General features: G+C 50.7%; 11 protein-coding genes. 4 read left to right on the forward strand and 7 right to left on the reverse strand.

Features of this window, described 5'->3' with window-relative positions; translation table 11 throughout:
- Both EXY25_RS06110 and EXY25_RS06115 read right to left on the reverse strand, forming a co-directional pair.
- Entirely contained in the window at positions 1-873 is an 873-nt protein-coding gene (locus EXY25_RS06110) for a ThiF family adenylyltransferase (RefSeq protein WP_130566123.1), read from the reverse strand.
- Complete coding sequence (locus tag EXY25_RS06115; protein WP_114339646.1) at positions 870-1,637, reverse strand: PEP-CTERM/exosortase system-associated acyltransferase; 768 nt, start codon at positions 1,635-1,637, stop codon at positions 870-872. Before EXY25_RS06115 ends, EXY25_RS06110 begins: the two co-directional genes overlap by 4 nt.
- Before the next feature lie 208 nt (positions 1,638-1,845).
- Between EXY25_RS06115 and EXY25_RS06120 the strand changes: the two genes are divergently transcribed.
- Together EXY25_RS06120 and EXY25_RS06125 are read left to right on the forward strand one after the other, a co-directional pair.
- Positions 1,846-3,705, forward strand: a complete 1,860-nt coding sequence (locus EXY25_RS06120) for a methyl-accepting chemotaxis protein (protein WP_130566124.1) — start codon at positions 1,846-1,848, stop codon at positions 3,703-3,705.
- A gap of 164 nt (positions 3,706-3,869) precedes the next feature.
- Entirely contained in the window at positions 3,870-4,145 is a 276-nt protein-coding gene (locus EXY25_RS06125) for an HU family DNA-binding protein (RefSeq protein WP_114339644.1), read from the forward strand.
- Positions 4,146-4,224: 79 nt separating this feature from the next.
- On the opposite strand, the gene EXY25_RS06130 is transcribed toward EXY25_RS06125, so the two are convergent.
- The 5 genes from EXY25_RS06130 to argS all read right to left on the reverse strand — a co-directional run bounded on the left by EXY25_RS06130 (position 4,225) and on the right by argS (position 8,941).
- Positions 4,225-4,608, reverse strand: coding sequence for a gamma-butyrobetaine hydroxylase family protein (locus tag EXY25_RS06130; RefSeq protein WP_114339643.1), 384 nt, complete (start codon positions 4,606-4,608; stop codon positions 4,225-4,227).
- Positions 4,608-5,942 carry an ATP-dependent protease ATPase subunit HslU gene (gene hslU, locus EXY25_RS06135; protein WP_114339642.1) on the reverse strand — a complete coding sequence of 445 codons (1,335 nt, stop codon included), beginning with the start codon at positions 5,940-5,942 and terminating at the stop codon, positions 4,608-4,610. The genes EXY25_RS06130 and hslU overlap by 1 nt, the downstream gene beginning before the upstream one ends.
- Positions 5,943-5,974: 32 nt before the next feature.
- On the reverse strand, positions 5,975-6,508 hold the full coding sequence (gene hslV / locus EXY25_RS06140; protein ID WP_114339641.1) for an ATP-dependent protease subunit HslV: 534 nt from the start codon (positions 6,506-6,508) through the stop codon (positions 5,975-5,977).
- An 81-nt stretch (positions 6,509-6,589) separates the two neighbouring features.
- Positions 6,590-7,183, reverse strand: coding sequence for an SPOR domain-containing protein (locus EXY25_RS06145; RefSeq protein ID WP_130566125.1), 594 nt, complete (start codon positions 7,181-7,183; stop codon positions 6,590-6,592).
- Positions 7,184-7,186: 3 nt separating this feature from the next.
- Positions 7,187-8,941 (reverse strand): arginine--tRNA ligase, encoded by a 1,755-nt coding sequence (argS, locus tag EXY25_RS06150; RefSeq protein ID WP_130566126.1) that lies wholly within the window; start codon positions 8,939-8,941, stop codon positions 7,187-7,189.
- A gap of 155 nt (positions 8,942-9,096) precedes the next feature.
- Here argS and EXY25_RS06155 point away from each other — a divergent pair, with 155 nt between their 5' ends.
- On the forward strand, positions 9,097-10,518 hold the full coding sequence (locus EXY25_RS06155) for an exonuclease domain-containing protein (protein WP_165419286.1): 1,422 nt from the start codon (positions 9,097-9,099) through the stop codon (positions 10,516-10,518).
- Positions 10,519-10,648: 130 nt separating this feature from the next.
- A complete protein-coding gene (locus EXY25_RS06160; RefSeq protein ID WP_114339637.1) occupies positions 10,649-11,239 on the forward strand; it encodes an LON peptidase substrate-binding domain-containing protein in 591 nt (196 codons plus the stop codon).
- Positions 11,240-11,291: the final 52 nt, after the last annotated feature.

An 11,291-nucleotide genomic window follows, 5' to 3' on the forward strand; every position in this document is an offset into this window, starting at 1 on the left:
TTAAATATCGGCACCCTGTTTTCTTAAATGGCGGCGTGCCAGCCATAGCAATAGCCGTTGTAAAGGGTGCTTATAGCCACCCGGCCGCCAGCTGCTAGCCAGACGGTTGCAGTAGGCATCGTACTGAAAGCTCCAAGGCGCAGGCTTGACTGCGCCGCGTTTCAGTAGCAATTTCAGCGCTTGAGTCGCAGCTACGCCTGCACACATTTCGCAGCCCATGATGGTCGACGGCCCCTTTTTATTCGCTAAATCAATCTTCTCTGGTAGCACCAAGTAATTCCGATGCGCAGCTTTTGGTGCTAAACCAACATAGAAGCGCAGATATTGCTCGAGCATCGATTGATCATTAAGGCCGAAGTAATCATCAAAAGGCATACTGTCTGGCAGAAAGCTTAATAATGCCGCGCCCATGCCTAGTGGCGCGGCCGTGACAGCCGGAATGCCCAGCTCTCGGCATCTGGCAAAAACCAGTCGGCGCACGGGTAACACGAAGAAGTCCAGGCCATCCATATAGAGATCGATGTCGGCAAGAAAGGGCTCCAGGTTATCTTTGTTCACCCCCTGTTCGAACAGACGGATCTCCACCTCAGGGTTTATCTGCCTCGCCATGTCGGCGAGGGTTGCCGCTTTCTGTTGCTGCAAGGTATCTAACCTGGCTCCTGCCTGACGATTGAAATTGGCTTGTTCAAACTGGTCGAGGTCGGCGATATGAAAATGCTGACAGCCCAGACGCACCAAGGTAAGTAGATGTGCCCCGCCGACACCGCCCATTCCGGCAATGGCGATGCGACTGCGTCTAAGCTGTTGTTGTTCATCTTCCGTTAGCCAGCCAATATTGCGGGAAAACGCTTCAGCGTAGTTAAATTCGCTCATTGCATTGTCGGACAAAATGGGATCAGCGTGAGCTGCTGGTCTAATTGCGCTTTGATCAGATCGTAGAGCTCTTGGATATCGTCTGATAGATAGCGGGTGAGTTTGGCTTTCGGCAGCATGTATAGCGCCCGGGTACCGTGGTATTCCATCGCCTCACCAGATTGTTCGAAAGGCAGGCCAAAGCGCATTAGGTGCCTCTGCAGACGTGGCTCCATCATCACAAATACATGCTGATGATGGCAGATATCCACCATGGCGATGGCGGCCAAGTAGAGGCCGATGGCGATGTTGGGGAAATTTCGCCGCTCCTCTTCGGTAAATGCCCGTGCCGTGGAGCTCTCACCGAGGACAAACGGCTTACCCTTTTCATCTTGCCTACGGCGGAAGGTGTCAGGCACTGCCAGTCGGGATATTTCGCCGAATGTGCCCCGTTCCAGACTTTCCGGATCGATCACACTGCGCCAACAACTTTGCAGGCAATGCTGCTCAAAGGGTAGCGGTTGATTGGCAGCATGGGCCGGGGGAATAACTAGGCGGATAGTTCCTGCATACTGGCCGCTGGTTTTATGCTCCAGTAGGCAAACGTGAGCATAGGGATCACAGCTATCTGTCTCTATTTCATCTTGATTGGGGGCTTCCCAGCCCAGTTCCTGCGCATAGACCTGATGGCGGATGCGATAGGCAAAATTTTTCAGCGCCGGGTTCTTCGCATAACGGATGCCAAAGTAACGATCAAAATTTTCTGCCAATGAAGGTGCAGCCATAGTGAGAGCCTTGTAACGAGAGCTATCTCTTATTTATAGACATAACTCATCGATCCTGTGACTAAAGCTGCTGATCTTTAAAGAGAGATGAGGCATGACCAAGATTTTCTGCCTAGACTTTGGCTTATCTTTCTTTGTCGGCTAAACCATTAACCAATGGTGCCGATAGAATTGATCAGCCCCTGATATAGATGGAGTTTGTTGAGCGATGTTGATAAGCCAAAAGCTAAAATTGAATACGGTGATAAGCCTTGTCGCACTTGTTGTGTTGGCTGTCGCTAGCGCGTTGGGGATGAGCAGTGTTGGAGACTTACATCGGGCATCACTGGAAACGGAAAAGCTTAACAGCTCTATGTTGATGTTACGGCGCCATGAAAAAGACTTTCTGGCACGTAAGCTGGACAAATATGAAGGCAAATTTACTGAAGAGGTCGCTACTTTTCAGCAGACGTTGGCTTTGTTGCAGACCCGTTTGGACAATGAAACCATAGTCGAAGAGGAAAACCGCTTGAAAGCGGTGATCGACCAATATCATCAACTATTCAAGCAGCTGATCGCCGAACAGCGGGTTATTGGTTTGGATCATAAGTCTGGGCTAAATGGTGCTCTGCGAAGCGCGGTGCATGATGTTGAGGAGCTGTTGTACGCTCAAAAGAATTATCAGTTGGCGGCTGGTATGTTGCAGCTACGCCGCAATGAAAAAGATTTTATGTTGCGCAGTGATGCTAAATATCTGGATAAATTTAGTAAAAATATGCAGTCACTGTTGAACGATGTCAAAGGCAGTAAATTGGCCTCTGGCACGAAATCCCAATTAACGGCGCTGTTAGGTAATTATCAAAGTCAATTTGAGTTGTTTGCTGCCGGTGCGCAAAAAATAGGGCTGGATCAAAATAGTGGCATAAGAGGTGAGTTGCGTGCAGTGATCCATCAAAGTGAAGAGCTGCTTGCCGCAGTCGAACTGCATATTGACGAAGAAATTACCACCAAAGAAGCCAGTATCAATACCATATTAACTATTTTCGCGGTGGTGGTGATCATCTTACTGTTGGTACTGAACATTCAGATCTCTCGTGCCATTAATCGTCCCGTTCAGGCGTTACGCGTAATGACGCGACGGGTCGCTGAAACAAACGACTTAACGTTGCGAGTGGAAGTGAATGAAGACAATGAACTGGGGCAGGTTAGCGAGAATTTTAATCACATGATGGATAACTTCCGCGCTTTGATCGTCGAGGTCACGGATGCGGTTAATTCGCTTAATAGTGCCACTGAAGAACTGTCGTCCAACTCAGAACATACGCTTGATGGTATGCAAAGCCAGCTGTCTGAAACTGACATGGTGGCTACCGCAGCGACCGAGATGGGAGCCACCATTGAGGAGATTGCCAAGAACACTGAAATGGCCGCCAATAATGCCGAAGAGACTAACCGTAATGCTGAAGCTGGTAAGTCGGAAGTGGACATGACTGTGGATCGCATCCGTAGTTTGTCAGAGCGTTTGGTGCAAAGCTCCGAAGTGGTTTCACAGTTAGAGAATGACAGCGTGACTATCGGTTCAGTGCTTGATGTGATCCGTGGTATCGCAGAACAAACCAATTTATTGGCGTTGAATGCCGCGATTGAAGCCGCCCGTGCCGGTGAACAGGGGCGTGGTTTTGCGGTTGTTGCAGATGAAGTGCGTAATTTGGCCATGCGTACCCAGGAGTCGACCCAAGAGATCGCAAATATCATTGATAACCTTCAGGCTCGTACCGTTGATATCGTGCAATTGATGACGACGTGTCGAGAAGAGGGGATGGGCAGTGCAGAGCAGGCGGCAGCCGCTGGTGATCTGTTGAGTCAGATCACTTCTGATGTGACTCATATTATGGATATGAGTACGCAGATTGCGACAGCAATTGAAGAGCAGAGCCATGTGGCGGCGGAAGTGAACCGCAATGTGACCAACATTCGTGATATTGCTGCTCAATCAGCGGAAGCCAGTGAACACAACGCAAAAGCAACCGGACAGGTGGCAGAGCAGGCTGCTCATTTAAGCTCGGCTATTTCTGAGTTCAAAGTCTAAAAAATGCGCTGAAAGCCCCGTGATGCGGGGAATTTTCGTGATCTTTTTTCCAATATCAGGTAAATAAATACAATGCGGCTTGCTTCCAAGCCGCTTTTGCTTCATTAATTCCCAGAGAGTTGGCGAAAACGTCAGATTACTAATAACAACGAGGATACTTTCCAATGAACAAAACCGAGCTGATCGACAAGATTGCCGAAGGCGCAGATCTGAGCAAAGCTAAAGCAAAAGATGCACTGGATGTGCTGCTGGCATCAGTGACGCAAAGCCTGAAAGAAGGCGATCCAGTACAGCTGGTAGGCTTCGGCACATTTAAGATCTCTCACCGTGCTGCGCGCACTGGTCGTAACCCTCAGACGGGTGCAGAGATCCAGATCGCTGCGGCTAACGTTCCTGCATTCACTGCTGGTAAAGCACTGAAAGACAGCGTAAACGGCTAATTCCCCTTGCGGGAAATAAAAAAGGCAGCGTTCGCTGCCTTTTTTAATGCCTGAGTTCCGGCTGGTTGATGGGTGTTATTTAGTCTGAAAACTTCACCTGCACCGGTATTAGCGGCTCTCTACTGCCTTTCTGAGCAGCTAAGCGTTGCAGATAATCTTGCCAGATCTTGCTTTGATCCCGCCCGAGAATATACAGCAGTTGCCAGGGGTAGATGCCGGTATCATGGCCATCGTCAAATATCAGTTTGACGGCGTAGTTGCCTACCCTTTCAATTGCCTTGATATTGACCTCGCGCTTATGGCTGACTAACACCGGTTTACCATGACCGTGAACTTCAGCAGAGGGGCTGGAGACGCGCAGCAACTCACAGGGAATGGCATAGGCTTCCCCGTCATCAAAACGCACTGTCAGGAGCCGTTCAGCGCGATTTAGCGTAATGCCTGTGAGTTGCGGTCCGGCCATTAGAGGATGAAGCGACTTAAATCTTCATCTTCGACCAGTGCATCCAGATGGTCGGTGACATATTGGCCATCGATCAGTAGTGACTCGCCTTGTTTATCGGAGGCGTCAAAAGAGACCTCCTCCATTAAGCGTTCCATCACGGTATGCAGACGTCGGGCACCGATGTTTTCTGTTGTTTCGTTGACCTGCCAGGCGGCGTCGGCGATCTTTTTGATGCCATCGTCAGTGAACTCAACTGATACACCTTCGGTAGCCATCAGTGCTCGATATTGCTCTGTCAGTGATGCTTTGGGCTCCGTCAAGATGCGTACAAAGTCGTCGCTACTAAGTGCGCCTAACTCAACACGGATCGGTAGGCGCCCCTGCAGTTCTGGGATCAGATCTGATGGCTTAGCCATCTGGAATGCGCCGGAGGCGACAAACAGGATATGGTCAGTCTTCACCATGCCATGCTTGGTATTGACCGTGCAGCCTTCCACCAATGGCAGGAGATCACGCTGTACGCCCTCTCGGCTGACATCGGGGCCTGATGTGTCGGCACGTTTGCAGACCTTGTCGATCTCATCAATGAACACGATGCCATGCTGTTCTACTGATTCCAGCGCTTTTTCTTTAAGCTCTTCAGGGTTAATCAGCTTGGCTGCTTCCTCTTCGGTCGCCAATTTTAGTGCTTCTGATACTTTTAGTTTACGAGATTTACCTTCGGTGCCGCGTCCAGCGATATTTTGAAACATCCCTTGTAGCTGGTTGGTCATCTCTTCCATGCCGGGTGGTGCCATGATCTCTACGCCGACTTGTGGCTGTGCGATCTCAATCTCGATCTCTTTATCGTTGAGTTGACCTTCCCGTAACTTTTTCCGAAACACCTGACGGGTATTGCTATCTGAGGTTGCTTCTGGCTCACCAAACTGGTTGCGTGGTGGTGGCAGCAAGGCATCCAAAATGCGCTCTTCGGCCAACTCTTCTGCCCGGTACTTGAAGCGTTCCGTCTCCTGCTCGCGCACCATCTTCATTGCCATGTCGGTGAGGTCACGGATAATGCTATCAACCTCTTTACCTACATAACCCACCTCGGTGAATTTGGTAGCTTCGATCTTAATAAATGGGGCATTAGCCAATTTAGCTAAACGACGGGCGATCTCGGTTTTGCCGACACCGGTCGGGCCGATCATCAGGATATTTTTTGGCGTGACTTCCTGACGTAACTCTGGCTCCAACTGCATCCGGCGCCAGCGATTACGCAGGGCAATGGCAACGGCGCGTTTAGCGTCGTCCTGACCGATAATATGCCGGTCTAATTCGTGGACAATTTCTCTCGGGGTCATTTGGGACATGTTCTGATCCTGTCTGCAACGCGGGTACTTGCTTATGCGTTGTTACTGTCAATTTCTTCGATGGTATGGAAGCTGTTGGTAAAGACGCAGATGTCGCCTGCAATCGTCAGGGCTTTTTCTGCGATCTCTTTTGCTTCCAGCTCGGTATTTTCCAACAGAGCTAATGCGGCGGCTTGGGCGAATGGCCCACCAGAGCCGATGGCGATCAGATCATGTTCTGGCTGCACGACATCACCATTACCGGTAATGATCAGTGAGCTCTCATGATCCGCAACGGCTAACAGCGCTTCTAAGCGGCGTAGCGCTCGATCGGAGCGCCAGTCTTTGGCGAGCTCTACGGCGGCTTTTTGCAGGTGGCCTTGATGCATCTCTAGCTTGGCTTCAAAGCGTTCGAACAGAGTAAATGCGTCGGCGGTACCGCCAGCGAAGCCACCGATCACACGATTGTTATACAGGCGACGCACTTTACGGGCGTTACCTTTCATCACGGTATTACCGAGGGAAACCTGACCGTCACCGGCGATGACGACTTTGCCATTACGGCGAACTGAAACAATAGTGGTCACAAATCTTTCCTTTGGTTTAGGTGGCTGGAAGCAGCCACCTTTCACACATAGAAAAGGATGTGGGGACGCAAGCTCAGGAACTCAACCCTGCCATTTCCAGATCTTGCAGGTCTTGATACCGCTACGGGCGAGGATATGGCGATCTTTTTCGGCGCTACGTTTCTGCTCGTAGGGGCCGAGTACCACCTTATACCAGGTGCCACTTTTGCCTTCCGCCCGTCGTACCATTGCTTCTTTGCCCTGAAAGGCAATTTTTGCCTTCATCGATTCCGCTTGTGCTGAACTGCGGAACGAAGCGCACTGCATCTGATAGGGCCCTTGGCTGGGCTCTGGCGGTGGTACATCAACCACCACTTCTTTGTTTTCCAGCTCTTCGATGTACTGCCAATCCTCCGCTGGCGGCGGTGGCAGTGGCGTTTCCTTCGGCTGGCTTTGCGGACGTGTGGTGACCTTGGGTTTGGTGGTTTCTGCCACTGGTGCGGGTTGCGTTTCCGCTGTCCCATTGAGCTGCATCAGCAGGTAGCCAAACGCACCTACCAGCGCCACGGCGATCACCATGGCGAAATAGGGTGGTTTCTTTACCGGCGCCGGAGCCTTTTTAGCGCTGCGCCCCGTTGATTTGGTTGCAGCGCGACGGGGCTTTGGCTTACTGCGGTGGGCGTAATCCCTTGGCACGGTTTACATCTTCTCCAGTGTCTTAATTCCCAGCGTGTCTAAGCCTAACTTAAGTGTTTTGGCTGTGGCAGCGCACAATTGTAAGCGACTTTGTTTCACGTCGGCAGCGACATCATCTTTGTTTACCGGACAAGCTTCGTAGAACGTCATGAAGTTGCCTGCCAGTTCGAACAGGTAGCCGCATAACAGATGTGGTGTGCCTTTTGTCGCGACGCTTTGAATGATGTCATTAAACTGCACCAGCTTTTGCGCCAGGTTCTCTTCCGCAGCTTGCACTAGAGAGACTTCACCGCTGAGCTGTGTCGGGTCGACTCCAGCTTTCCGGAAAATTGACTGAATACGCGTATATGCGTACTGCAGATAAGGCGCAGTATTGCCTTCAAACGCCAGCATGTTGTCCCAATCAAAGATGTAATCAGTGGTACGATTCTTTGACAGATCAGCATATTTCACCGCGCCAATACCCACTGCGTCGGCAATACTTGCCAGTTCATCTGCGGCCAAGTCCGGGTTTTTACTGCGTACCAGATCGATAGCGCGTTGCTGTGCTTCGTCCAGTAGATCAGAAAGCTTAACCGTGCCACCTGAGCGGGTTTTAAATGGCTTACCATCTTTGCCCAGCATCATGCCGAAAGCGTGGTGCTCTAGGCTCATCTCGGCGGGGATATAGCCGGCTTTGCGGACGATAGTCCAAGCTTGCTGCAGATGCATTGCTTGTCGCGAATCGATGAAGTAGAGCACGCGATCAGCATGTAACTGTTCATGACGATACTTGGCGCAAGCGATATCTGTGGTGGTATAAAGGTAGCCGCCATCGCGCTTTTGAATGATCACCCCCATCGGGTCACCATCTTTGTTCTTATACTCGTCGAGGAACACCACGACGGCACCGTCATCCTCAACCGCCAGCCCTTTGGCTTTTAGATCATCAACGATCTCTTTCAGCATCGGGTTGTACAGGCTTTCGCCCATGGTGTGGCTGCTGTTGAGTGAGACATTCAAACGGTCGTAATTTTTTTGGTTTTGCTCGAGGGTGATGTCCACCAGTTTCTGCCACATCTCACGGCACCAAGCGTCACCGCTTTGCAGTTTTACCACGTAATTACGGGCTTTCTCGGCAAACACTTCATCAGCGTCATAACGCTGCTTGGACTCACGGTAGAACTTCTCCAGATCACTGAGTTCCGAGTTGACGGCGTCGGGCTGCTCGCTCTGCAATGATTCCAGGTGGGTGATTAACATGCCGAACTGGGTGCCCCAGTCGCCAATATGGTTGGCGCGGATCACTTTGTGTCCGAGAAACTCCAATGTCCGCACCAACGCGTCACCAATAATGGTCGAGCGGATATGGCCGACATGCATCTCTTTCGCGACATTGGGGGCAGAGTAATCCACCACAATTGTCTGTGGTGAGTCGACTGTGGCGACGTTCGCCCGCGGGTCAGCAACAATTTCAGTGATCTGCTTGCCAAGGAAACCACTATCGAGGAAGAAATTGATAAAGCCCGGGCCGGCGATCTCCACTTTGGCAACCCGCTCAGAGGCGGGCAGCTTGGCAATTATTTGTTCTGCTAATTGCCGAGGATTCATCTTGGCAGGCTTTGCCAGCATCATTGCTAAGTTGGTTGCCAGATCGCCGTGGCTTTTATCGCGGGCACGGTCAACCTGGATCCTGGGAGTGACCTCTGCAGGGATGACCTGTTCAGACTTAAGGATTTCAACGGTTTGCGATAGCAACTGTTCGATATGGGCTTTCATTCTGGACCTGTTGACTGAGACTGGTAGCGAGCAAAGAGGGCATTGTAATGGTTTGTATGGGTGACAGACAAACCGCATCTGATCTTCTCGACGTATAATGTCGATTATCTTTGCAAAAAACCATGATATTGCGGCACTACGGGGAAATAAATTCAATGCGCATGGCGTTTGTTGATTTGGAAACTACTGGCGGTGTTGCCACCCGTGATCGGATTATCGAAGTGGCCATTGTGGTGACGGAAGATGGTCAGGAGGTTGAGCGCTGGTCTAGCCTGGTCGATCCTGAGCAGCCATTGTCCCCGTTTATCGTTCGCTATACCGGCATTAGTGACCAAATGCTGCGGGATGCACCGCTGTTTGCCACCGTAGCAGATAAAGTCGCGGAGCTGACTGATGACGCGCTGTTTGTTGCCCACAATTCCAGATTTGATTATGGCTTTCTGAAAAATGAATTTCGCCGCTTAAAGCGGCCTTGGCAAGCTACTGCACTGTGTACGGTTAAATTGTCCCGAGCCCTCTATCCACAACACAACAAGCACAATCTGGATATTATTATCCAGCGCCATCAGTTGCCGCAGGTGACTCGCCATCGGGCGATGGGCGATGTTGATGCCATGTTGGCTTTTTATCGTCATGCGCAGAGCGAACTTGGCTGCGACAAAGTGGCGCAGCAGGTGGCTATTCTTACCCAAAGACCAAGTTTACCGCCGGGGTTAGCGCCGGATCTGTTTGACCAACTGCCTGCCGCCCCGGGTGTCTATCGCTTTTTTGATGATGACGGGGCACTTATCTACGTTGGTAAGAGCGTTAATCTCTACCAGCGGGTGAGTAGCCATTTCAGCGGCCATCATAGCACCAGTAAAGGACACCAGATGACAGATCGGGTGCGGCATATCGAATGGACACAAACGGCGGGCGAGTTAACGGCGCTACTGCAGGAGCTGCACGAAATAAAACAACATCGCCCCTTTTTTAATGGACAGCTAAAGCCGGTTAAAAAAGTGGTCAGTCTGCAATTACAGAGTGATGAACGTGGTTACCACAGGATCGTCTTCACCGAGCAGATAGACCCACTCTGCTTAGCTGACTACTTCGGTACTTTTCGCAGTAAAAATCAGGCGAATAAAGCGCTGACCGGACTTGCCACATCCCATCGTCTCTGTTTGCGGCTTCTGCAGCTAGAAGCTGGAGACGGTGCCTGTTTTGGCTATCAACTGGGCGAGTGCCAAGGCCCCTGTTGCGGCCAAGAGTCCGCCGAGTTGTGGAACCTGCGCCTGGGCTTGGCATTAAACAGCATGAAACTGACTCAATGGCCGTGGCAGCAGCCGATGGTGCTGATTGAGGAAGACAGCTTCAGTGATCTGCGTAGCTTTCATCTGATTGATCATTGGGTGTTACTGCAAAGCTGTGATTCGGCAGAAGCGTTGCAACCCACTGATCTGCAGGCGTGCTTGGATGCTGGCAGTACTGAATTTGAACTGGACCGATATAAGTTACTTAGCAGTTATCTGTTGGGCGGCGGTAAGCGGCTTACCGTGCAACCGCTAGATGAATTTGTCCGCTCCCGTGACGGATAGGACTGCTTACCGAGACTCGTTAGATTAAAACATTCTTTGCGTATGCCGATCAGATCGCTGTTTCCTACCGTATAAGCAACAAGTAATAGTAGTAGATGATGCCTAATCAACGGCATCCAGATGAGGCGTTATGACTGTCGTTAAAGACACTCTCCCGCTCTTTCCCCTTAGTGCGCATGTGTTGCCTGGCGGAAAGATGCAGTTGCGGATATTTGAGTCCCGTTACATTCGGCTGGTAAAAGAGGCATGCCAGAGTGATGTTGGTTTTGGTGTCTGCATGTTGAAGAAACGCAGCGCAAATAGCCTAGTGAATATGTTGCCGATCGGTACTCGGGTGCAGGTGGTTGATTTTGAACAAACTGCTGATGGGCTGCTGGGGATCACAGTGGAGGGGGTTGAACGCTTTCGCTTGGAGCGGGTGTTTATGGAAGATGATGGTTTAAAACGTGGTGAAGTCACCTGCTTGCCTAATTGGCGTCCTTGCGAACTGCCGAACGCCTCCCAACATCTCTTTGATGGCCTATGTGAGCTTTATCGACGCTATGATCATTTGGCGGAACTCTATCCTCAACCAATGGCTAATGATGCCAGTTGGATCTGCCAGCGCTGGCTGGAACTATTGCCGTTATCCGCAGAAGATAAATTGTTATTGGTGGAACAGAGTGACTGTCAGTCAGCGTTAAAGTTTCTCACCGATACGGTGCAACTAAAAACTGCTTAACCCTTTATTCTGTCTGGCTTGGTGCTATTACACCCTTCACATCAACGAGTTA

Source organism: Corallincola spongiicola (genome assembly GCF_004284785.1).
GTDB lineage: Bacteria > Pseudomonadota > Gammaproteobacteria > Enterobacterales > Neiellaceae > Corallincola > Corallincola holothuriorum.

What these genes read in the sequence shown, in the direction of transcription:
- EXY25_RS06110 (WP_130566123.1), bottom strand. Translation starts at nt 873, where the DNA reads ATGAGCGAATTTAACTACGCTGAAGCGTTTTCCCGCAATATTGGCTGG.
- EXY25_RS06115 (WP_114339646.1), bottom strand. Translation starts at nt 1,637, where the DNA reads ATGGCTGCACCTTCATTGGCAGAAAATTTTGATCGTTACTTTGGCATC.
- EXY25_RS06120 (WP_130566124.1), top strand. Translation starts at nt 1,846, where the DNA reads ATGTTGATAAGCCAAAAGCTAAAATTGAATACGGTGATAAGCCTTGTC.
- EXY25_RS06125 (WP_114339644.1), top strand. Translation starts at nt 3,870, where the DNA reads ATGAACAAAACCGAGCTGATCGACAAGATTGCCGAAGGCGCAGATCTG.
- EXY25_RS06130 (WP_114339643.1), bottom strand. Translation starts at nt 4,608, where the DNA reads ATGGCCGGACCGCAACTCACAGGCATTACGCTAAATCGCGCTGAACGG.
- hslU (WP_114339642.1), bottom strand. Translation starts at nt 5,942, where the DNA reads ATGTCCCAAATGACCCCGAGAGAAATTGTCCACGAATTAGACCGGCAT.
- argS (WP_130566126.1), bottom strand. Translation starts at nt 8,941, where the DNA reads ATGAAAGCCCATATCGAACAGTTGCTATCGCAAACCGTTGAAATCCTT.
- EXY25_RS06155 (WP_165419286.1), top strand. Translation starts at nt 9,097, where the DNA reads ATGCGCATGGCGTTTGTTGATTTGGAAACTACTGGCGGTGTTGCCACC.
- EXY25_RS06160 (WP_114339637.1), top strand. Translation starts at nt 10,649, where the DNA reads ATGACTGTCGTTAAAGACACTCTCCCGCTCTTTCCCCTTAGTGCGCAT.